Annotated in this window: 19 protein-coding genes and 2 pseudogenes; 8 read left to right on the top strand and 13 right to left on the bottom strand. The window is 70.4% G+C overall.

All coding sequences use genetic code 11. The annotated features are described in order from the left end of the window. Window positions 1-118: 118 nt before the first annotated feature. The 4 genes from ACFVWD_RS23475 to ACFVWD_RS23460 form a co-directional block, all read right to left on the bottom strand. On the bottom strand, window positions 119-2,485 hold the full coding sequence (locus ACFVWD_RS23475; RefSeq protein WP_389598663.1) for a glycoside hydrolase family 3 N-terminal domain-containing protein: 2,367 nt from the start codon (window positions 2,483-2,485) through the stop codon (window positions 119-121). Between the two features lie 114 nt (window positions 2,486-2,599). Then, window positions 2,600-3,529 (bottom strand): carbohydrate ABC transporter permease, encoded by a 930-nt coding sequence (locus tag ACFVWD_RS23470; RefSeq protein ID WP_389598661.1) that lies wholly within the window; start codon window positions 3,527-3,529, stop codon window positions 2,600-2,602. Further along, on the bottom strand, window positions 3,526-4,377 hold the full coding sequence (locus ACFVWD_RS23465) for a carbohydrate ABC transporter permease (RefSeq protein ID WP_389598717.1): 852 nt from the start codon (window positions 4,375-4,377) through the stop codon (window positions 3,526-3,528). The genes ACFVWD_RS23470 and ACFVWD_RS23465 overlap by 4 nt, the downstream gene beginning before the upstream one ends. 83 nt (window positions 4,378-4,460) lie before the next feature. Further along, window positions 4,461-5,762, bottom strand: a complete 1,302-nt coding sequence (locus ACFVWD_RS23460) for an extracellular solute-binding protein (RefSeq protein WP_389598659.1) — start codon at window positions 5,760-5,762, stop codon at window positions 4,461-4,463. A gap of 558 nt (window positions 5,763-6,320) precedes the next feature. Between ACFVWD_RS23460 and ACFVWD_RS23455 the strand changes: the two genes are divergently transcribed. After that, window positions 6,321-6,863 carry a hypothetical protein gene (locus ACFVWD_RS23455; RefSeq protein WP_389598657.1) on the top strand — a complete coding sequence of 181 codons (543 nt, stop codon included), beginning with the start codon at window positions 6,321-6,323 and terminating at the stop codon, window positions 6,861-6,863. 42 nt (window positions 6,864-6,905) lie between these two features. Here the strand turns inward: ACFVWD_RS23455 and ACFVWD_RS23450 are convergent, their stop codons facing one another. From ACFVWD_RS23450 to ACFVWD_RS23440, 3 genes are all read right to left on the bottom strand, one after another. Further along, a complete protein-coding gene (locus ACFVWD_RS23450; protein WP_389598655.1) occupies window positions 6,906-8,366 on the bottom strand; it encodes a dihydrolipoyl dehydrogenase family protein in 1,461 nt (486 codons plus the stop codon). Window positions 8,367-8,522: 156 nt separating this feature from the next. After that, window positions 8,523-8,870: a hypothetical protein gene (locus ACFVWD_RS23445; RefSeq protein ID WP_389598653.1), complete on the bottom strand. Its 348-nt coding sequence runs from the start codon at window positions 8,868-8,870 to the stop codon at window positions 8,523-8,525. A 36-nt stretch (window positions 8,871-8,906) separates the two neighbouring features. Further along, complete coding sequence (locus ACFVWD_RS23440; RefSeq protein WP_389598651.1) at window positions 8,907-9,305, bottom strand: maleylpyruvate isomerase N-terminal domain-containing protein; 399 nt, start codon at window positions 9,303-9,305, stop codon at window positions 8,907-8,909. Here ACFVWD_RS23440 and ACFVWD_RS23435 point away from each other — a divergent pair. Further along, window positions 9,275-9,886, top strand: a complete 612-nt coding sequence (locus ACFVWD_RS23435) for a LysR family substrate-binding domain-containing protein (protein ID WP_389598649.1) — start codon at window positions 9,275-9,277, stop codon at window positions 9,884-9,886. The genes ACFVWD_RS23440 and ACFVWD_RS23435 overlap by 31 nt on opposite strands. A gap of 70 nt (window positions 9,887-9,956) precedes the next feature. Here ACFVWD_RS23435 and ACFVWD_RS23430 read toward each other — a convergent pair whose 3' ends face one another. Then, entirely contained in the window at window positions 9,957-11,666 is a 1,710-nt protein-coding gene (locus tag ACFVWD_RS23430; RefSeq protein WP_389598647.1) for a hypothetical protein, read from the bottom strand. Window positions 11,667-12,015: 349 nt separating this feature from the next. On the opposite strand from ACFVWD_RS23430, the gene ACFVWD_RS23425 reads away from it, so the two are divergent. Beyond that, window positions 12,016-13,398 carry a hypothetical protein gene (locus ACFVWD_RS23425; RefSeq protein WP_389598646.1) on the top strand — a complete coding sequence of 461 codons (1,383 nt, stop codon included), beginning with the start codon at window positions 12,016-12,018 and terminating at the stop codon, window positions 13,396-13,398. A 242-nt stretch (window positions 13,399-13,640) separates the two neighbouring features. On the opposite strand, the gene ACFVWD_RS23420 is transcribed toward ACFVWD_RS23425, so the two are convergent. Then, window positions 13,641-14,105 carry a DUF5709 domain-containing protein gene (locus ACFVWD_RS23420; RefSeq protein WP_389598644.1) on the bottom strand — a complete coding sequence of 155 codons (465 nt, stop codon included), beginning with the start codon at window positions 14,103-14,105 and terminating at the stop codon, window positions 13,641-13,643. A 313-nt stretch (window positions 14,106-14,418) separates the two neighbouring features. Here ACFVWD_RS23420 and ACFVWD_RS23415 point away from each other — a divergent pair. The 3 genes and pseudogenes from ACFVWD_RS23415 to ACFVWD_RS23405 form a co-directional block, all read left to right on the top strand. Then, window positions 14,419-15,339: pseudogene (locus ACFVWD_RS23415) on the top strand (ADP-ribosylglycohydrolase family protein); the annotation flags it as partial. Window positions 15,340-15,958: 619 nt separating this feature from the next. Next, window positions 15,959-16,855, top strand: coding sequence for a polysaccharide deacetylase family protein (locus tag ACFVWD_RS23410; protein ID WP_389598643.1), 897 nt, complete (start codon window positions 15,959-15,961; stop codon window positions 16,853-16,855). A gap of 89 nt (window positions 16,856-16,944) precedes the next feature. Next, window positions 16,945-16,998, top strand: a pseudogene (locus ACFVWD_RS23405) (hypothetical protein); the annotation flags it as partial. Window positions 16,999-17,060: 62 nt separating this feature from the next. Here the strand turns inward: ACFVWD_RS23405 and ACFVWD_RS23400 are convergent. From ACFVWD_RS23400 to ACFVWD_RS23390, 3 genes are read right to left on the bottom strand one after another with little or no spacing between them, the layout of a single operon-like run. Further along, the gene (locus ACFVWD_RS23400) at window positions 17,061-18,035 is read right to left on the bottom strand and encodes an MBL fold metallo-hydrolase (RefSeq protein WP_389598641.1); all 975 of its coding nucleotides are present in this window, start codon (window positions 18,033-18,035) and stop codon (window positions 17,061-17,063) included. After that, window positions 18,032-18,487, bottom strand: coding sequence for a PaaI family thioesterase (locus ACFVWD_RS23395; protein ID WP_389598639.1), 456 nt, complete (start codon window positions 18,485-18,487; stop codon window positions 18,032-18,034). Before ACFVWD_RS23395 ends, ACFVWD_RS23400 begins: the two co-directional genes overlap by 4 nt. A gap of 51 nt (window positions 18,488-18,538) precedes the next feature. Further along, window positions 18,539-19,156: a LysE family translocator gene (locus ACFVWD_RS23390; RefSeq protein WP_389598638.1), complete on the bottom strand. Its 618-nt coding sequence runs from the start codon at window positions 19,154-19,156 to the stop codon at window positions 18,539-18,541. Window positions 19,157-19,268: 112 nt separating this feature from the next. Here ACFVWD_RS23390 and ACFVWD_RS23385 point away from each other — a divergent pair, with 112 nt between their 5' ends. After that, window positions 19,269-19,721 carry an Lrp/AsnC family transcriptional regulator gene (locus ACFVWD_RS23385; protein ID WP_101403125.1) on the top strand — a complete coding sequence of 151 codons (453 nt, stop codon included), beginning with the start codon at window positions 19,269-19,271 and terminating at the stop codon, window positions 19,719-19,721. A 146-nt stretch (window positions 19,722-19,867) separates the two neighbouring features. Here ACFVWD_RS23385 and ACFVWD_RS23380 read toward each other — a convergent pair whose 3' ends face one another. Continuing rightward, complete coding sequence (locus tag ACFVWD_RS23380) at window positions 19,868-20,779, bottom strand: alpha/beta hydrolase (protein WP_389598636.1); 912 nt, start codon at window positions 20,777-20,779, stop codon at window positions 19,868-19,870. Between the two features lie 99 nt (window positions 20,780-20,878). Between ACFVWD_RS23380 and ACFVWD_RS23375 the strand changes: the two genes are divergently transcribed. Beyond that, window positions 20,879-21,331, top strand: coding sequence for a MarR family winged helix-turn-helix transcriptional regulator (locus ACFVWD_RS23375; protein ID WP_389598634.1), 453 nt, complete (start codon window positions 20,879-20,881; stop codon window positions 21,329-21,331). The last annotated feature ends 135 nt before the right edge of the window (window positions 21,332-21,466 follow it).

The following is a 21,466-nucleotide window of genomic DNA, read 5'->3' as shown; positions in this document are numbered from 1 at the left end:
ATTGCCGACACCGATGCGCCGAAAACGCATCGAATCCCTGGTCAGAACCTCCGCCGCAAGCTAACGGGACCGCATGCCCAGGGGCAAGACCGGTGCCGCCGCTGCCGTGCCTGTCCGGCTACGTCCGCTCGACGGTCACCTGCACGGTGTGGTGGCGTACGACCGTCGCGTCCCGTTCCTCGCCGACGAGGAGGACCGTTCCCCGCACCGGTGTGTCCAGGCTCGATGATCCCGCGTACAGCAGGATCTCACCGGGCTCGACGACACGGTGTCCTTCCAGGCCGGTGAAGGCCAGCCTGTCGGTGTGGACGGAGAAGCGGACGGTGGTCTGCTCGCCGGGGTCGAGGTGGATCTTGGCGAAGGCCAGCAGCGCGCGTACCGGCCGGGTGACCTGGGCGACCGGGTCGACGGCGTACAGCTGGACCGTCTCGGCGCCGGGCAGGGCACCTGTGTTCCGTACCCGCGCGGAGACGGTGAACTGCCCGTCCGTGGGCACCTGTTCGCGGTCGACGGCCAACCTGTCGATCTCGAAGGTGGTGTACGACAGCCCGTGCCCGAAGGGGAACGCGGGGGTCGGATCGAGGTTGGACAGCCAGCTCTGCCGGTCACCCAGCGGCGGGTGGAGGTAGGTGTAGGGCTGGCCGCCGGGGGACATGGGGAGCTGTACCGGCAGCTTTCCGCTGAAGTTCGCCGTGCCGGCGAGGAGTTCGGCCACCGCCCGGCCGCCCTCCTCGCCGGGCAGGAAGACCTGCACCATCGCCGCGGCGTCGGCGATGAACCGGCCGACGGCGTAGGGGCGTCCACTGCTGACCACCAGGACGACCGGCCTGTTGGTCGCGAGGACCGCCTCCACCAACTCCTCCTGTACGCCGGGCAGTCGCAGATCCTCGACGTCGCAGCCTTCGCCGGAGGTGCCGACGCCGAACATGCCGGCCTTGTCCCCGACGACCAGGACGGTCACGTCGGCGCTGGAGCAGGCCTCCACGGCGGCCGGGATGCCGGTCCGGTCCTCGTCACGGACCGGGCAGCCCTGGATGAACTGCCATTCCACATCCGGTAGTTCGGCGGTCAGCGCGGTCCGCAGGGACACCGCCTCCACCCCGTTGCCGAGATCGTCGCGGTCGGCGAGGACGTGGTTGGGGAAGCTGTAGCAGCCGAACATGGTGCGGACGTCGTCGGCGCACGGGCCGATCAGGGCGATCCGGCCGGCCGAGGGGAGAGGCAGGATTCCGTCGTTCGTCAGCAGCACGGCGCTCGACTGGGCGACCGTGTGGGCGAGTTGACGGTGTCCCGGCTTGTCCAGGTCGAGTGCGCCGTAGCGCAGGGCGGGCGGGCGCGGGTCCCAGCCGGGGTCGAGCAGCCCCAGCTCGATCTTCTGCCGCAGCACCCGGCGTACCGCACGGTCGACCGCGCTCTCGGCCACCTGCCCCTTCTCCACGGCGCTCACCAGTGCCTCGCCGAAGCCGCGCTGGTCGGGCAGTTCGACGTCCATCCCGGCCCGCAGGGCGAGCGCCCCGGCCGCGGGCAGGTCGGCCGCCACCCGGTGCGCGTTCACCAGGAACGGCAGCGACCAGTAGTCGGAGACGACGGTGCCCTCGAAACCCCACTGGTCACGGAGCACGGACGTCAGCAGCCACTCGCTCGCGGCGGGGGCCTCGCCGTCGATCTCGGCGTACGAGTTCATGACCGACCCCACACCCGCGGCGACGAGCCGTTCGAAGGGCGGCAGGATGACGTCGAACAGCTCCCGGCGGCCGAGCTGCGCGGGCGCGTGGTTGCGGCCGCCCATGGAGGCCGAGTACCCGGCGAAGTGTTTGAGGGTGGCGACCACCCCCGCGCTCTGCACGCCCAGGACATACGCCTCGGCCAACTCGCCGACGAGATACGGGTCTTCGCCGAAGGTCTCCTCGCAGCGGCCCCAGCGGTAGTCGCGGATCACGTCGACGACGGGGGCCAACCCCTGGTGGACACCGGCCTCCGCCATGTCGGAGCCGATGGCCTCGCCGACCCGGCGGATCAGCGCGGGGGCGAAGGTGGCCGCCATGCCCAGAGAGGTGGGGTAGATCGTGGCGCCGTAGGCGGTGAAGCCGGTCAGGCACTCGTCGTGGGCCATGGCCGGGATACCGAACCGGCTCTGCGCCATGACCTGCCGCTGGCGCCCGGCCAGCAGTCGGGCGTGTTCCAGGGCGGGCCGGGGGAGTGTGCCGTAGGGGCGAGTGAGCTGGCCCAGGCCGTGCCGGGCGGTCTCGTCGAGGTCGCCGACCCGACCGAAGTGGTTGCTGCCCGGAGCGACTTCGGGACCGTCCGCCTCGATGTCCTCCCAGGTGCTGCTCAGCTGCGCGACCTTCTCGGGCAGGGTGAGCCGGGTGAGCAGGGTCTCGACGCGCTCGTCGACCGGCAGTGCGGGGTCGGTCCAGGGGCGGTCGGGCCCGCTGCTGTCTCCCGGGTGCGGGAGGCCGCCGTGGTCCGGCATGGTGGTCGTCATTCACGACTCCTCGGGGTGGTACGGGGAACGCGTCGCGGCGGCCGGGCATGCCAACCCGGCCGCCGTCGCGGGACGCGTTGCTGAGACGATGGTGGGGAGGCGGGCGAGGGCCCGCTACTTGGAGAATCCGGCGGTGAGGCCGGCGACGAGCCGGCGCCGGGCGAGCACGAACACCACCAGCATGGGCAGCGTGGAGAGCACCACCGCGGCCATGGTCGCCGGAACGTCGATGCCGAACTGGCCCCGGTAGAGCGTCAGGGCGAGCGGCAGCACCGCCTTGTCGCCGCTCTGGGTGAGGATCAGCGGGAAGAGGAAACCGTTCCAGACCTGGAGGCCGTCGTACACGGCGACCGTCACCAGCGCCGGGCGGGCCAGCGGTGCCGCGAGCGACACCAGCATCCGCCAGTCGCCCGCGCCGTCGACGACCATCGCCTCGAACAGAGAACGGGGCACGTCCCGCAGGAAGCTCACCAGGATCATCACGGTGATGGGCAGCGCGAACGCCACCGACGGCAGCACGATCGCCGCCAGGCTGTCGTACAGCTGCATCCGGATGATCAGCAGGTACACCGGGATGATGACCGCCTGCAACGGGATCGCCAGGCCCAGCAGAAACAGCCGGAACGTCATACGCGACCAGCGGCTGCCGGAGTTGCGGACGATCGCGAACGCGGCCATCAGGGCGGCGACCACGGTGAACACGACCGTCGCCACGGTGACGACGGCGCTGTTGAGCAGATAGGTCGCGAAGTCGCCGTGCAGGACGGTTCGGTAGTTCGCCAGGGTGGGGTGGCCGGGTGGGGCCAGCGGACTCGCGGTGGTGAAGTCCGTACCGCTGCGCAGACTGGTCACGACGAGCCAGTAGATCGGCACGACGACCAGCGCCGTCCACAGCAGCGCGGCGCCGCCGGTCAGCGCACGGCGCAGGGTCTTGGCCACCAGGTGCGGCCGAGGAGCCCGTCGCGCCGGGGCCGAACGCCCGGCGGTGTCTGCCCTGTTGTCCTTGCCGACACCTGTCTCGGTCGGTGTCAGGGTGGTGCTCACAGGCCCTCCTGTTGGCTGTCCATCCGGGTGAACCCGGACAGGCGTGTGGTCAGCAGCGACAGACCGAGGCCGAACGCCACCAGGAGGGTGGCGACCGCGCTGGCCCGGCCCATGTCGTGCGCCTGGAAACCCGTGATGTACATGGCCAGCGGCAGCACGCGGGTAGCGGTGCCGGGACCGCCGGTGCCGCCGGACAGCACGAAGATCAGGTCGAAGTACGTCAGCGAGCCCACCAGCATCAGCGTGCTGGAGGTGACCATCGTGTACTTCAGCTGCGGCAGCGTGATGCGCAGGAACCGGGTCGCGGGACCGGCGCCGTCGATCGCGGCGGCCTCGTACAGCGCGGTCGGGATCTGGCGTGTCCCGGCCTGGTAGAGCAGTGCGTGGAACGGCACGAACTGCCAGGCGATCACGAAGATCACCGTATACAGCGCGAGGTCCGGCGAGCCGAGCAGCGGCCTCGCCAGCCAGTGCAGCCCGGGCGTGGCACCGATGCCGAACGACGGGTCGAGCAGGGCCTGCCAGGTCAGTCCGATCGCCACTGCCGACAGCAGCAGGGGCAGGAACCAGAGCACCGCGAACAGCGAGCGCAGGCGTCCGTTCGGGGACTGGAAGACACCGAGCGCGAGCGCGAGGGGCGTCTGGACCAGCCAGCTGATCACCATCACCTTGACGGTGAGCCACAGAGCCTGCCAGGTTGCGCCGTCGGTCAGGACGGAACTCCAGTTGGCGGCGCCGGCCCAGCCGATGGAGCCCAGGCCGTCCCAGCGGGCGAAGCCGAGCGCCACCACGCCCACGAGGGGGACCAGACCGAACAGACCGAAGAGGAGCAGGGCGGGGGCCGCCATCAGAGCGCCACTGAAGCGGCGCCCGTCACGGCCGGTCGTACGGGTCGTACGGGTCGTACGAGGGGTGCGGAGCGTGGTGGCCACTACGAGCCCGCCTTGCTCATGTTCGCGCCGAACTGCTCGGGCTCGATCTGCCGCAGGAACGATTTGTCGACGTTGGTCAGGAGCGGGTCGGCCTGGTCCGAGGGCAGGGCCTGGTCCCAGGAGAGCTGGAAGCTCGGGGCGTTCTGCACCAGGTCGTAGACGAACGTCAGCCACGCCTTGTCGGGCGACTTCGTCGCCGCCAGCTTCGACTCCAGGCCGTTGACCGGCGGCACGCTGCCCGCCGCGAGGTAGGCGTCGACCTGGGAGTCGTCGAGGACGTACTTCTTCAGGTACGTGATGGCCGCGGACTTGTGCCCGCTCGACGCGTTCAGCGACAGGAAGTTCGAGGGGTTGCCGACGATGCTCTTCGCGTTGCCCGCGCCGCCGGTCAGCGCCGGGAAGGCGACATAGCCCAGGTCCTTCTTGACGAAGTCAGGTGCGGCCTTGACGAGGTTGGCGTACTCCCAGGTGCCCATCACCTCCATGCCGGCCTTGCCGGTGTAGAGCAGGGCCGTGGAGGCGCCCTGGTCGTAGTTCACGGAGGAGGCGTTGTTCCCGAACGCGCCGGCCTTGGCCAGGTCCTGGAGGTACTGATTGGCCTTGGTGACCGTCGGATCCGTCCACGCCGTGGCGTCACCGGAAGCGATCTTCGAGAACGCCCGGGCCCCGCCCGTGCGGTCGAGCAGGTACTCCAGGTACATCAGCGTGGGCCACTTGGAGTTCGCCGCGAGGGACAGTGGAATCACTCCGTCGACCTTCAGCTTCCCCACGGCCGTCATCAGCTCGTCGTACGTCTTCGGCGGCTCCACGCCCGCGCTTTTGAGCACCTTCTTGTTGTAGTAGAGGACGACCGGGGCGAGGCCGTTGGCGGGTACGCCGTAGACCTTGCCGTCGAACGTGGCGCTCTGCATCACGCTCGGCGTGAACCGGTCCGTCTTCACCTGCGCCGCCGTCAGCGCGTCGACCTTGCCCGCCTTGACGTAGTCGTCCAGCGCGCCGCCGCCCCAGTTGAAGAAGAGGTCCGGCGCCTGGTTCGCGCCGAAGGCCACCCGCAGCTTCTGCTTGTAGTCGTCGTTCGCGTACAGCCGCAGCGTGATCTTCTCGTCGGGATGGTCCTTGTTGTAGGCGTCGACGGACTCCTTCAGGATCGTCTGGTCGTTCAGCGCCCACATCGTCAGACCCTTCGCCGACGTCGTCGTGGACGGCCCCGAAGTCCCGCACGCGGCGAGGCCTATGGCCACCGCGACGGTGACGGCGGTCGCGACGACGCGCCTGGCTCTGATGTTCCGGAATCCGCGCATGTTCTGCCTCATCTCTCTGCACGCCGTGGGTGCGTCAGGCAGATCGGAAAGCATTACGAAAGGCTTTCGGGTTTCCCGCCTGGGCGGCCTGCCTGCTGGATCGGGACACTGACATGTCCTTCACGCCCGGGACAAGGAGGGGAAATGCCTCGGTTACGAAAGACTTTCGTGACCCGGACCCCGCCCGTGGACACGAGCGGCCTTCGGCATTCGCATGGCGAGCGAGCGGGGGAGAGATGCTGCGGTGGCGGGCTGCCGTTCACCCCGAGCCACCACCCGGGATCGAGCGCAGCGGGGTCGACATCGACGACAGGCCGTTGGCGCCGGCCGATCCGGACCGAGCCCGACGGGGCCGTGACCGTCCGCGCCGAGCCCCGTGTCTGCGGCATGCTCAGCGGGGCAAGCCGGCGCAGCGTCAGGTTCATGCGCCAGTACGCCGTGACCAGCAGCACCTGCCCACCACGCCCTGATCATCACATCGGACCAGCCCGACGCCGAGACGATCGCTGCGGCTACGCTTCCACGGCACAGCCGACGTCGAGCAAGACGGGGGAGATCGTGAACCGACCACTGCTGTTCCTCGACGTGGACGGGCCGCTCAACCCCTATGCGGCCAAGGCGCAGAAGCGCCCCGACGGCTACACCACACTCAGAGTTCCCCTGGACAGCGGAACTCCTGACGAACACAGAGGACTCTCGGCCCGGCGGCGATCCCTGCGGGTCTGGCTCAACCCAGAGCACGGGCGATCCCTGCTCCAACTCGGCTACGAGCTGTGCTGGGCCACCACATGGATGGACGACGCCAACCGGTGGATCGCTCCGGTGCTCGGCCTTCCCGAACTCCCCTTCGTCGACTTCGGCGACGCACTGTTCCAGTACCGGCCCGACGGGGTCCACTGGAAGACCGGTCCCCTGGTGGACTACGCCGACGGCCGTCCCTTCGCCTGGGTGGACGACGAACAGAGCGATCTGGACCAGGCATACGTGACCGCCCACCACCGCGGGCCTGGACTTCTGTACCACGTCAACCCGCGAATCGGTCTGCGCGAGGACGACTTCCGCACGCTCGCCGACTTCGCCCGATCCCTGGACACTCCATGAGTCACCGGCTGAGCACGTCGCCTGCCCTTCGAACGATCCCGGTCAGCGCCCTGGCCGGCTCTTGTACGCCTTGAGCATGAACAACCAGATTTCGCTGACGGTGGGGAAGCAGGCGACGGCGTGCCGCAGTCGCTTGAGGGGGATCTCGCCCGCGACGGCCACGGTCGCGGAGTGCAGCAGTTCGCTGACGCCGGGGCCGGCGAAGGTCACCCCGAGGAGGATCTGGCGGTCGAGGTCGACGACCATGCGGGCCTGGCCCTGGTAGCCGTCGGCGTACAGGTTCGCCCCCTGGACCTGGGCGAAGTCCACGTCGACCACGGAGATGCGGTGGCCGGCCCTGGTGGCCTGTTCGGCGGACAGGCCCACGGCAGCGGCCTCGGGGTCGGAGAAGAAGACCTGTGGCACGGCGTGCTGGTCGGCGGTGGTGGCGTGGTCGCCCCAGGGTCCGTTGTCGAGCGGCAGCCCCTTGGCGCGGGCGCCGATCGCGTCGCCCGCCGTCCGCGCCTGGTACTTGCCCTGGTGGGTGAGCAGAGCGCGGTGGTTGACGTCACCGAGGGCGTAGAGCCAGGTGCCCTCCATTCCTCGGACCAGACAGGTCTCGTCGACATCGAGCCAGGATCCGGGGGTCAGGCCCACGGTCTCCAGGCCGATGTCGTCGGTGCGCGGCGCCCGACCGGTGGCGAACATGACCTCATCGGCGTCCATCCGGCTCCCGTCGTCGAGGCTCAGAGTGACGGGGCCCGCCGGGTCGGGGCGGCTCAGCCCGGTCACCGAGACGCCGATGCGCACGTCCGCGCCTGCCTCGGTGAGCCCCTGGGTGACCACGTCGCCGACGAAGGGCTCCATCCGGGGCAGCAGCGCGCGGCGGGCCAGCAGGGTGACCTGGGCGCCGAGGCCCTGCCACAGGGTGGCCATTTCCACGCCCACTCCGCCGCCGCCGACGATGGCGAGCCGGCCGGGCACATGGCTGGAGTCGGTGCCCTCGCGGTTGGTCCAGGGGCGGGCTTCCTCGATGCCTGGTACGTCGGGAAGTACGGGGCGGCTGCCGGTGGCGATGGCGACCGCGTGCCGGGCGTCGAGGGTGCGGCGCCCGCCGTCGGAGGAGGTGACGGTCACCCGGCGCGGTCCGTCGATCCGGCCCTGCCCGCGGAACAGGTCGGCGCCGATGGACTTGACCCAGTCGGCCTGCCCGGAATCGTCCCAGTCGGTGACGTAGTGATCGCGTCGGGCGAAGACCCTGGCCGTGTCGAGCCGTCCGGTGACCGCCTGGCGGGCACCGTCGACCCGGCGCGCGTCCGAGACGGCGATGACCGGCCGCAGCAGTGCCTTGCTGGGCACGCAGGCCCAGTACGAGCATTCCCCGCCGACCAGTTCACGCTCGACCACGGCGACGGTCAGCCCGGCCGCGCGGGCATGGTCGGCGGCGTTCTGGCCGACCGGGCCGGCCCCGAGCACGATCACGTCGTAGGTGTCTTCCGCGGTGTCTTCTGCGGTGTCTCTCACGGTGGCTTCTGGGGTGATTTCGGGTGAAGTGTTCATGATGCCATCGTTCCTCGGGACGTGACGATCCGCTCGGCTCACGGCCGGCGGGGCGTGGCGGATCGCAAGCTCCGCTGTGGGCGGTGACGGCTGCGGCAGATCGGAGGCGTCGGAGGCCGGTCAGAAACCGGGGAAGAGCGTCCGCAGGTCGCCGCGGGTGATCGAGCCGGTGGCGGTCAGGGGGTCCTGAGGGCGGTTGCGGCCGTGGACGAGCCGCAGTGCCGACTCCGCGGGGCCGGTCAGGAGGGCGGTGGGGTCGGTGGGAGGGGTCGGGTAGAGGTGGACTTCGGTGTCGATGCCGAGGAGCAGCGTTTGCCGGGGGTCGGTGAGCTGCACCTGGACGCGCTGCGGTGCGAGGCGGGCCAGGGCGTCGGCGTTGCGGAAGCGGGTGGCCACCAGATCGATCCGCTCCCAGAGCAGCGCCACGTCGGCTGTGGCGAGCACCGCCCGCTCGTCCAGCGCGACCATGACGTCCCAGGCATGTACGGCCTGCTCGGACAGCCGTTAGCCGGCGTATGACGCCAGATCGAGCAGGCCGGCGAAGTACGGGACGCGCAGGGATGTGTGCTGCCCGGGGTCGACCGAGTCCAGAAGCGCCAGATGGCGTTCGTCGGCCTCCCGCCACGCGGCGCGCTGTTCGACGGGGGACATCGCGTCCCAGCGCTCCCACACCGGCAGCAGCTCCTCGCGGATTGGGCCCCGTTCGTCGCCCTTGAGGCCCCGTCGCACGAGCGCGGTGGAGATCTCCGCGCCGCTGCCCAGGTGGGACAGCACCTGGCCGATGGTCCAGCCCTCGGCGAACGAGGCCTCGCCGAGACGGTCGGGCGGCAGGTCCGCGACAGCGTGCCCCAGCCGCTTGGACGAATCGCGCAGTGCACCGATCCAGCGGTCGGCGGCGGTCACGCCCCGTCCCCGCTTCCGTACGCGAGGTCGGCCGCGGTGAGGCCCTCGAGCGCCATGCCCAGTCCACCGCGGACCAGGTGGTGGCCCTGCGCACCGGGGAACTCGACATCGGCCTGCTGCGCGAGCGCCCGTCCGGGGGTGACCTGGACGCGATCAGGGTCATGGAGGAGCGGCTGGGCGTGCTGCTCGCTGCCGAGCGGGCCGCCGAACTGTCCGGCCCGGAAGGTGTACGGCTCGAATCCCTCGCCGGGCTCCACTGGGTCGGCTTCCCCCGCTTGGGAAGCCCCGTCTGGTACGACGAGGTCACCGCCGTACTGCGCGGACACGGCATCGACATCGAGGCCTCCGCCGTGGGAGGGCAGACGCTGCTCGCCGAAGTGAAGCTGGCGGCGGTGAGCGACGGGACAGCCTTCGCCCTGGCCCCGCCGCACTGGTTCCACCCCTTGCCCGAGAACGTCGTGTGGCAGCCCCTGGCAGGCAGCCCTCTGGTGCGTCGGACCTGGGCGGTGTGGCAGGCCAGTTCGCACCGTCAGGACCTCGGGCATTTCGTGGTGGCGCTGGGGAACGACACGGGCGACTGACGGGCTGCCGCGTCCGGTGACACTGCCGCCCGACGGGCGCGCATCGGGTCGGTCGGAGCGTGGCCCTCTCTCACCGAAAGAGGCTTGTCGCCGAGCCATTGCCACCTTGACGTTCGGAGCAGCAGCGGCTCGTCGGGCCCGCGGTGTCGAGTCGGCAGAAGCACGACGCCTCGATGGGAACGTCCGCGAGCGCGGTGGTCATGGTGAGTTGCTGGGCGATGATGCGGGCTTCCCCCGTCTTGCCGAGCCGTACGAGGCATTCGTGGAAGCCGTGGAGTGCCCAGACGTTTCCGGGATGTTGTGAGGACCTGGGCAGGGTGTCGTCGAGTCCGAGGTCGGCCCGGTAGACGGCCTCGGCCTCCTCGACTCGGCCCTGTTCGAGCAGGAGCGCCCCGTAGGCGTGACGGGTCGGCTGCATCCAGCCCCACGGTTCGTCATAGGGCAGATGGTCGTCGAGTTCGATGGAGCGCTGCAGGGAGGCGAACGCGAGGTCGTACTCGCCCCTGCGGTACTCGAGTTCGCCGTCGAGCATGGCGGCGGCGATGACCAGGACGTCCCGGCAGGTGTTGTTGAACAGCGTCCGCGTCTCGGGAACCCGTGCGACCGCGCGGCGGAACAGCTCTCGTTCGGTCTCGGCCTCGGTGGTCGCCCCGGTCGCGGAGTACGCCACGCCGCGCGCGTAGTGCAGCATCGCCGTGGTGACGCAGTACAACTGCGGGTCGGAGGGCATCGGCAGTGTGAGGATCTCCTCCCACCGGCCGAACCGGATCAGTACGTGCACCCGCATGGCGAGGAACCCCTCCAGCCAGTCGGCCATGGGCGGGCTCTCCACACGTAGATCCTCGGGGATGGACGCCTCGAGCTGCGCGGCAGTCTCCAGCGCCGTCCTGGACTGGCCGAGGAACATCGCGCCGTAGATCCTGAAGTGATAGTTGTGCGAGCGGTACAGCGTGTAGAAGTTCATCGCGCCGGCCCGTCGCAGGTACTTCTCGTCGGCCTTGATCGCGGCACTGTTGGCCGACACGACCCGCCGGTAGTCCCCGCACAGCACGTCGAGGTGGGAGGGCATGTGCTCCAGGTGCCCCGCGTCCGGTACCAGCCCCGGCAGCCGGTCGGCCACGGTGAGGGCTTCCTCCGGCGTCGGCGACATCTCCATCAGATGGATGTACATGTGCAGGATGCCCGGGTGACCGGCGCCGGTCTCGGTCAGCAACGCGCGGTCGAGGACGGCCTTCGCCTCCAGCGTGCGCGCACCGGGGGCGGGCTCGCCCGTGCGCAGGTCCCACAGCTGCCACGGGGTGAGGTTCATCAGCGCGTCCGCGTAGAGCGTGGCGACATCTGGGTCGTCGGGCGCGAGTTCGTACACGCCACGCATGGCCTCGGCGTACGGCTCGTTCCAGACGGAGCAGTCCTTGACGGCGCGCGAGGCGGGATAGCGCTCGCGCAGGGCCTCGATGAGCGCGCGCTCGATCGGCGTGGCCCTGCCGCACAGCGCGTGAGCCCGTTCGACGGCGGCGTGCGTCCGTTCCACCGTGTGCCGCAGATCGACGTCGTCGAAGAACTCCCAAGGCTTGTTGTAGTTGGGGCCCAGGGCGTATGCGACACCCCAGTACGCCATGGCGCAGTCGGGATCCGCGGCCGCCGCCGATTCGAAGCAGGTGACCGCCTCTTCGTGGTTGAACGAGTAACTCCACACCAGCCCGCGGTCGAACCAGCACTGTGCTTCGGGCGAGCGGGTCGACACGGGCCGGGTCAAGGTCCCGAGGTCGAAGTAGTCCATGAGGATCTCCTGCAGAGGGATACGGCTCGACGACACCGGCTTCTTGCTGCGTACAGCGGGCGCAGACAGTCACCTGCAGTCTATTTCTGCGCTCCTTGCCGCCTCAGTACCCCATGTGGCCTCGCTGTGTCCTGCCTGGTAGGCACCGCGGAGCCTGACGCATCCGATGGAGACCCTGGAGGCGGTGGGGCCCGGGATATTCGCGGACTGTTCGGGGTGAACCCCAGGTGAAGGGACGGCGTACAACCGTTGGCGCCCTACGCGGGTCTTGGTGGTTGCCGTGCGCGTGAGCAGCGCGGCCAACTGCCCTCCATCCTAGGGGTTTGCCATGTCCTCCCGGAGATTCCACGTGTCCGCCGTCGCTGTCGCCGCCGTCATGGCCGTGACGGGGGCGGCCCCTGCGGTGTCCTCTGCCGAAGACGCTTCTGCGGGTGCCCTCACCACAGATGCCGCCGCGTCCGTGCGTGCCGACTTCGACGGTGACGGATACACCGATGTCGCGATCGCCGCCCCCGGCGGCACTGTCAACGGCAGGGCGGGCGCCGGATATTTCGCAGTCGTCTACGGCATGGCCGAGGGCCCCAACGGTGTCAAGCGCCAGGTGATCAGCCAGGACCGCTACGGCATACCCGGCACGGCGGAGGCGGGTGACCACTTCGGCGGCCAGCTCACGGCGGCCGACCTGGACGGTGACGGATTCACCGACCTGGTGGTCGGAGCCCCGGGCGAGGACATAGGCAGCGCGCGTGACGTCGGGCTGCAGACCGTCGTGTGGGGAGGGGCAGGCGGGCTCGCCACCGCCACCACGGTCGGACAGGGTCGGGCGGAGACCCGGGCCGGTGACTTCGACGGGGACGGGCACCTGGACCTGGCGACGGCCTATCAGATGCGGTACGGGCCCATCAGCCGGAGCGGTGTGGCGGCCCGCACCGGCCCCCTCGTCGACCTGGACGTCCGTGTCTACGCCATGGAAGCGGGCGATGTGGACGGCGACGGCACCACCGACCTGGTGGTCAGCAGCGGTTCGTGGGACTCGGACGACGGGGGGACGATCCCGCCGCCCCGTCTGCAACTGCTGAAGGGGACTGAGAACGGTCTGGTGGCAGGGCCGTTCATCGCCTACCCCGACTCCGTGTCCGCGGACAGCATCGCCATCGGTGACATCGACGCCGACGGCCGGTCAGACGTCGTCTTCGGCCGCAGCACGGCGGCAGGGGGCGGTCTCGTGGGCGTGGTGCGCGGCACGGCGAACGGGTTCGCGGCGCGGGCCACACTGATCGGCCAGAACACCCCAGGAGTCCCCGGGGCGGGGGAGAGCGGCGACCGCTTCGGCACCGACGTCTCCGTCGGCGACATCACCGGCGACGGTTACGCCGACGTTGTCACCGGTGTCCCCGGCGAGGACCTGGCCGGCCGGACCGACGCGGGCACCTTCGCCGTCCTCAGGGGCAGCGCGACGGGTCTTTCCGGCACCAGGGTCCAGGTCTTCAGCCAGAACACGGCCGGGGTGCCCGGTACGGCCGAGAACGGTGACCGGTTCGGCAGCCGCACCGCCGTCGTCGGAGGGCACGTCGCCGTCTCGGCACCGGAGGAGAACAGCGGCTCGGGAGCCGTATGGGTCTTCCCCGGCACCGCATCCGGTGTCACCGCGACCAGGTCGCTGAGCTTCGGACCGCGCACCCTGGCCGCGCCCGTCTCCGGCGCACGCTTCGGCGGCGCCTTCCACCGCTGAGGGCCGCTGCGCGTCGGCGGAATGCAGAGGGTTCACCCCGGCAGGGAACCTGCCCGTTCTCGGGCAGGCTCCCTGCCGGCCGATACAGAGGGACGGTCCGGGCGCCGCCCGCGTGTAGCGGACCACAGGCCGGAGTAGCTTCGCGTCCACCAACAGGCTCGGCGCGTCGGTGAGATCGTCCGGCCGGGGGACCGGGCCTGGTTGACCAGTCTCTTCGCGCCGGTGGGGGCGAACCAGGCAAGCTAGAAAGACTCGGAGTCGGGGATCACGTGCATCGCGGCTTCCTCAGCCGATGCGCCCGCCCCGTCGACGCCGACGTCGTAAGCAATCAGGTCCTTCTCGGTGTCCTCGTGAGCGCCCTCGTCCGGGGCGATGAGGCGGCCGGCCCGCAGGTCTCCGACCTCGTCGTCGATGAGTTCCCCGTCACCCTCCCAAAGGTCACCGATGCCGTCGCCGATCTGGCCGGCGATATCCGGCACCTCCTCGGCAAGCCGCTCGTCCAAGCTCTCCCCTCGTTGCCGCTCCGCCGCCGTGACGCCGGTGTGCTCCACGCCCCAAGGCTTCTCCGGGGGTGAGTAGCCCTCGTCGAGAGCCTCGTCGATGCCGCGGTCGTCGAGGGTGTCCGAGACGTCCAGCAATCCGGCGTCGTCCTGTACCTCCGAACCGTCCGGCTGGTAGACGTCATCTCCCATTGCCTCGTAGGCCATGCGCGCTCCGTTGTTCGGCGCTCCCTGTCAGGGATCTGACGGGAACACGGTTGTCCGGACCGGTTGTCCGGACCGGAGGGAACTCTCCTGGGCGGAGTGGGAAAGCCACCTTAGGACCAGAGGCCGAGGCAAGTCTGACTCTCCGCGCACCGGGTCTGTTCCCCCAACGCACCATGCCCAGAACTCCCATCCGTCACGCTCCCGGCCGCTCGCCGGGAGGGCGCCCGGTCGGCAGTTGCTCAGGCCCGCGAGGCAGTCACCGCCCGGCAATTGTCGTGGCGCCGCGGCAGGCGGGCTTGGCAGGATGTGGGAGATGCCTGCTGAGTTCCCCTTCCTCGATCCTTCCGTCAACCCTTCCTTCGATCACCGCTGTGCCGCCCGCGACGCCCTGCGCGGCTTGGCGGTGGGTGACGCCTTCGGCGCCCAGTTCTTCGTACCGGACAATCTCCCCGGCCTGCGGGAGCGGCGATTGCCTGCCGCGGAGTGGCCATGGACGGACGACACGGAAATGGCCTGCTCGGTCTTCGACGTGCTGCGCCGGCGCGGCAGCGTGGACCAGCCTGAACTGGCGCACGGTTTCGCCCGCAGGCACGACTTCGACCGCGGCTACGGTCCGGCGATGAACCGGCTGCTGCGCCTGGTACGCGAGGGCGGCAGGTGGCAGGAGCTGGCCGCGGAACTCTTCGACGGCCAGGGGTCGTGGGGCAATGGGGCCGCGATGCGGGTGGCGCCTCTGGGCGCTTGGTTCGCCGTGGATCTGGCCGAGGCAGCCGCGCAGGCCGGGCGGTCGGCGCGGGTGACGCACACCCATGCGGAGGCGGTGGCCGGGGCGGTCGCCGTGGCGGTGGGAGCCGCGTGCGCCGCCCGCGGGCGCGCTCGGCCGGTGACCGGAGCACAGTTGCTGGCGGCGGTGGAGGAGCTGACACCGGAGGGGCGGGTCCGTTCGGGGGTGGCCGAGGCGCGGGAGCTGCTGGGCCAGCCGCACGCCGAGTACGCGGCGCACCGGTTGGGCAACGGGCGGCGGGTGAGCGCGGCGGACACGGTGCCCTTCGCCCTGTGGTGCGCGGCCCGGCACCTGGAGGACTTCGAGGAGGCGTTGTGGGCGTGCGCGTCGGTGGGCGGGGACGTCGACACCACCTGTGCGATCGTCGGCGGAATTGTCGCCGCTCGGGTGGGCACGGCGGGGATACCTGCCACGTGGCGGGCTGCGTCGGAGGCGCTGCCGGAGTGGGTGCGCGAGGGCGAACCGGGTGAGGACCTCAGCCGCGCCGGGCTGGGCCGCGACGTGACGCCGCTGCGCCGCCCCGAGCCGGTCCCGGTGCCGGAGCTGGTGTGGACCCCGGGGCAGTGGCAGCGTGTCCGGCACGGTGTGCGGGCGCTGAGCATGGACGAGAAGTGGGACGCGTACGTGGAGGGCGACCAGCTGACGCTGCATCGCAGTTGGACCGGTCGTGGCATCTTCCGGGTGACCGTGGCCGAGAACCCGGACGGCTGGCGGCCGGTGGCCGCGCTGGTCGAGTCGGACCCGGAACTGTACCGCCGCGGCGGTGACGAGTCGGAGAGCGCCTTCCTCGAACTCTTCCTGCGTGCCTGGTACATGGACGATTCCCGGCCCGAACTGTGGGATCGATACCAGGAGTTGCGCCGCGCCGAGGAGGCAGCGGCCGAGGAGACCCGCGCAGCGGCCAAGGAGACCCGCGCAGCGGCCAAGGAGAAGGACCAGCACGGCGGCAAATGATCCACAAGGGATTGTTGGCGAACCCTTGCCGCCCTCTTACTGATCATGTCTCTTTCGCCGCGTACGGTTCCCGTAGCGGGGTGTCCCGTCAAGGATCTTCGAACAAGGGGAACGGATGACACCCAGTCGCCGGGCAGTGCTGGCTGCCATGGCGGGCGGCGCGGTCGCCGGCTGCGCGGGCCCCCGGAGCACGGTCGACCGCAGCGCTTCCGTCACCGGTTCGCCCTCCACATCCGCGGCGATCGCAACCAGCACGAGCACCCCGGGCCCCAGCCCGTCGGCCGGCGCGCCCAGCGCGTCACGCGCCGTCACCCGCGCCGACATCGTGGCCCGCTACGGGCACGCGGTGCCGCATACCTGGGGCTTCGACGCACCCTCCGTGGTCCACGCGCTGCCCACCGCCGAACGCGTGATCGCGCTGACCTTCGACGCCTGCGGCGGCCCGGGCGGCAGCGGCTACGACCGTGCGTTGATCGACTTCCTGCGTAGACGGGAGATACCGGCGACCTTGTTCATCAACTCCCGCTGGATCGACGCCAACCCCGCCGTCTTCCGCCGGCTCGCCGCCGAGCCGCTGTTCGAGATCGCCAACCACGGCACCCGCCACCGCCCGCTTTCGGTCACGGGCCGCTCCGCCTACGGCATCCCCGGCACCCGCAGCGCCGCCGAGGTGTACGACGAGATCTCCGGCAACCAGACCAAGCTCACCCGGCTGCTGGGCACGCCACCACGTTTCTTCCGCTCCGGCACCGCCTACTGCGACGACGTCGCGGCACGGATCGTCACCGCCCTGGGAGAACGCTTCGTCAGCTTCTCGGTCAACGGTGACGGCGGCGCCACCTTCACCCCCGAGCAGGTCCGCACCACCGTCGCCGCCGCCCCCGGCGGATCCATCGTCATCTGCCACATGAACCACCCCCGGGGCGGCACTGCCCGAGGCATCACCGCCGCCGTCCCCCAGCTCCTGGCCACCGGCCACAGCTTCACCCGCCTTTCGGACGCTCTCCGCTGACGGCGCGTGCGGGCTGGGGCGGCGAATCCGGGTGTTGGCGCACATCGCATTCACCCCGCAGGCGGAGCACCGATCTCGGTGGCTACCGGGTGCAGGGGCGCGGTGAGGACGCGCAGCGGTTGGTCTCCGCCGCGAGGGCACCTGAGGCGGCAGGCGCGTTCGCCGTGCTGATCGAGATGGTGCCCGGCGAGATCGCCGCCGCGAGTCAGCGCGGCGCCGTCTTCGGCCACGCACGCGGGTACGGCACGCGCAGCGTCTCCGCCTCGACAGGGGTGTGCTCGGCGGCGGCGTACAGGCGCCCGTCGCGAAGGACGACGGCGCCGCTGCGGAACATCATGGCGATGAGCTCGGCGGCGAGTGCCTCGGGCGTGAGGCCCAGAAGGCGCGCGGCGTCGGTCAGCCAGGCCCGCGCGTGCAGGTACGGCTCGACCTCGTCGGTGCGGATCCCGCCGCGGATCATGAGGGCGAAGGCGAAGATCCGCCGGGCGCCGTACCAGATGGCGCCGTCGGGGTCGTCGACGAGACGCCGTGCGCGACGCAGCGCGGTGACGAAGGCCGCACCGGGGTCGGCGGGGATCGGCCCGTGTGAGGGGAGCAGCACGCGCGGGGCGAGGTCGGCCATCCGCTTCAGAGAGGCGAGAGCGGTGGCGGTCGCGTCGAGCCCGTCGAGGGCGAGGTTCACCCAGCCGACGTCGTAGTCCGACAGCGCGTCCCCGACCACGAGGAGCCGCTCCTCCGGCTGCCACAGCGCGAGGTGTCCGGGCGTGTGCCCGGGGGTGCGGACCACTTCCCAGTCGGCATCACCGAGACGGAGGACCTGACCGTCGTCGAGCGCCATGTCGACGGTGTACGGGCCTACGGGCTGGTCGAGGTATTCCGCAGCGCAGCAGCCCGGGTCCCTGCGGGCGACGGCGTCCGCCTCCGGGGCGCCTGCGGCGATGCCGGTGCCACCCGCCTGCAGGAGGGCGTTGCCACCGACATGATCGGAGTGCCAATGGGTGTTCACGACCAGGTCGACGTCACCGGCGTGGGCGCGGGCCCAGGCGGCCGTGTCCTCGGCGTGGCCCACGAATCCGCTGTCGACCAGGGCCGGTTGGCGTCCGTGGAGCAGGAGCAGGTTGGCGTCGGGAAACGGCCTTTGCCGCCAGGTCACCCAGGACGGCAGCGGCTGCGGGCTCACCGCTCGGGCCCGTTCACGCGGATCAGTGTCTGCTGGCCGTTGGCGACGAGCGACCGCCGGCCGTTCTGGACGCCGAACACCTCCAACTGGCAGACGGTCAGGGTGCGCCCGGACTTCAAGACCGTTCCGACTGCCTCGATGTGGTCGCCGACGGCGGGCGCCAGGAGATTGATCTTGTACTCGACCGTGAGCACGTCGGTGTTCTCCGGGAACAGCGTGAACGCCGCGTAGCCGCCTGAGGTGTCCGCGATCGCGCTGGTGGCGCCGGCATGGAAGTAGCCGTGCTGCTGCGTCACTTCGGGCCGGCTCGGGAGGACGATGTGCACCCGGCCCGGCGCGATCTGCGTGATCCGTGCACCGAGGAGGCCCATCAGCCCCTGACGGTCGAAACTCGTCCGGATGCGCGCCTGCACCTCGGGGCTCGCCTGTTCCTGCTGCGCCTGCTCATCCATGTGCTCTCCTTCGGCGGACATCACGGTGTTGAACGGGGTCGGGCGGATCCGTCAGCCGGCCAGGCGTTCCACCAGCAGGAACCCGCCGATGCCGATCATCATGGCACCGGAGGCGCGGGTGACTGCCCGGGCCGCCGAAGGCCGGGTCCTCAGCACGGTGCGGGCCAGCACGCCGACGGCAACGTAGACCACGGCACAGGCGGTCATGTGGAGCGTGCCGAGCAGCCCGGTCTGCGCGGCGACCGGCCAGCCCGCCCCGGGGTCGATGAACTGGGGGAACAGCGAGAAGTACAGAAGCAGCGCCTTCGGGTTCAGGCCGCTGATCCCGGCTCCCTTGAGCATGATCTGCCGGCGCGAGGAGGGCATGGCCTCCGTGGACACACCCAGGACCGTCGGCCGCGACAGGACACCCCAGCCGAGCCACATCAGGTAGACGGCCCCTGCGACGGTCAGCGCGGTGAGAACGGTGGCTGAGTTCGCCACGATCACCACCAGGCCGGCTACGGCGAGCACCGTGTATCCCGCGTATCCGGCTATCAGGCCGGCGACCGCCGGCACGACCGACCGGTCTCGCAGCCCCGCCGTGATCGCGTAGGCCCAGTCCGCGCCCGGGGTGAACACCAGCAGCAGATCCACTGCCAGGAAAGCCGCCACCGTCATCGTGTCCATCGATCGTTCCCTCTCACGTTCCTTGTCCTGAGAGGGAAGATTAGGCGCGATTTGCCCGAAGGAGTTTCCGTCTTTTCTCCTTGATCGCACCAGATGGGGGAGAATCTGTCTCATGGATGCCCTGGACCGGAAGATTCTTACCGAGCTACAGCTCGATGGCCGTCTGACGGTGACCGAGCTGGCCGCCCGTGTGAAGCTGAGCGTCTCGCCCTGCCACCGCCGCCTGCGTGACCTCGAACGGGAGGGCGCGATTCGCGGCTACCGCGCGGTCGTCGACCCGGCCGCCGTCGGTCTCCACTTCGAAGCCCTGGTCTTCGCCACCCTGCGCTGGGAGGACCGTGACACCGTCTCCGCGTTCGAGGAGGCCGTGGCCGCCGTCCCGCACGTAATCCAGGCACAGCGCCTGTTCGGTGAGCCCGACTACCTTCTGCGCGTCGCAACCGCCGACCTGGCGGCCTTCCAGCAGCTGTACGACCAGCGACTGGCCACCCTGCCGGGCGTCCAACGACTGACCTCCACCCTTGTCATGAAGCACGTCGTTGACGACCGCCCACTGCCCGAGTAGGCCATTTCTTCGTAGGCCATTTCTTTGAGGTCGACCGGCTGTGGCGGCCCATCGCCGCCGCCGTGCTGTCCGACCCGACCCGACCCCACCCGACCCGACCCCACCCGATTCGACCCGACTCGGCCCGGTGTCCGGGAGTGCGGCCGTCAGAGCGCGGCTGGGGTGGTCGCCAGCCGGTCGAGTATGAAGCGGCCGGCCCGGTCCAGTGCCGCGTCCGCTTCGTCGAGCGATCCGGTGAACGACTGGAAGACGTGTGGCACGTCGGCGGTGACGTCGAGGATCACATCGACACCGGCTGCGGCCGCCCGCGTCGCCAGTCGGGTCGAGTCGTCGAGCAGCACCTCGTTCGACCCGGCCTGCAGCAGCAGTGGCGGCAGCCCGGCGAGGTCGGCGTGCACCGCGGGGCTCAGCAGCGGCTGCCGCGGGTCCTGGCCCGCCAGGTAGTGGGCGCCCAGACGCTGCAGCGACTGGCGGGTGAACAGCGGGTCGATCCCGTCCTTGGTCGTCATGCTCTCGCCGCTGCGGGTCGCGTCCAGCCCCGGGGAGAACGCGACCACGCCGGCCGGCCGCGGCAGGCCGGCGTCACGCGAGGCGAGCACGGTCAGAATGCTCAGCCCGCCGCCGGCGGAGTCCCCGGCCAGCACGATGCGCTCGGGCGGCACACGGTGCTCGAGCAGGTCGCGGTAGGCCGCGACGCCGTCGTCGATCGCGGCCGGGAACGGGTGCTCAGGTGCGAGCCGGTAGTCGAGCGACACGGCCCGGGCCCCCGTTCGCCGCACGAGCGCCGCGGTGATGTGCTGGGCCGTGGCAGGCGAGCCGAACACCCAGGACCCGCCATGGAAGTAGAGGATCGTCCCGTCGATCGCCTCGGCCTCCGGCGCGATCTCCAGTGCCGGGCGGCCACCGAGGGCACTCGGGGTGAGGGAGACCCCGAGTGGCGATGGACTGCCGGCCATCATCGCAGCGAAATCCGCGCGCAGTTCGTCCGGTGTGCGACTGGCATCGATCGACGTCGATCGCAGCAGGGCGTCGACTGTCGCGCGCTGTTCCTTGCTCATGCTGTCCTCCGTACCGAGGTGAGTGCGGGATCATGGCCCGCTGGGCGGTAGCCCGACTATATTCCAAGGAAGATACTTCCCGAGAAGATGGAGTGCCATGTGACCGATCACGCACAGGTGTTCGCTGACCTCGTCCGGTACGAGACGAGGCTCTACAACGTCCTCGGCGAGCGACTGCGGGCCGAACACGGCCTGACCGCCAGCCAGTTCGAGTTCCTACGGATCATCGGCGACCGTGACGACTGTCGGGTGAACGACCTTGCCCAGGAGGTCGCCATCACCGTGGGCGCGACCAGCAAAGGGGTCGACCGACTCGAGGCCGCGGGATGGGTGAGCCGCCGTCCCAACCCGCAGAACCGCCGCTCGTCGCTGCTCGCCCTGACGGAGGCGGGTCGGCGGCTCCTGGACGCCGCCACACCGACCTTCGAGAACGAGTTGCGCACCTGGCTCGCCGACCCGTTGACGGCGCGGTCACTCGAACAGCTGGCGACCATCCTCGCCCGACTGCGGGGGACCGTCGAGGACGCGCGCGTCGGCATGCCCACAGGCTGAACGATCGCGGCAGCCGTCGACTCCGAACGGCTCGGCGGGTATGCCCGATGTCGAATGGCCGATACGCGGCCCAATAGTGGGTCGCGTGCCCGTCGGGCCTTCGGCCGACGGCGCGGCGAAGGTGTGCCGGTCACC

The organism is Streptomyces sp. NPDC058086, from assembly GCF_042885015.1.
GTDB lineage: Bacteria > Actinomycetota > Actinomycetes > Streptomycetales > Streptomycetaceae > Streptomyces.
The sequence above is the reverse complement of the archived record's forward strand: the minus strand, read 5'-3'. Positions and strand labels throughout refer to the sequence as shown.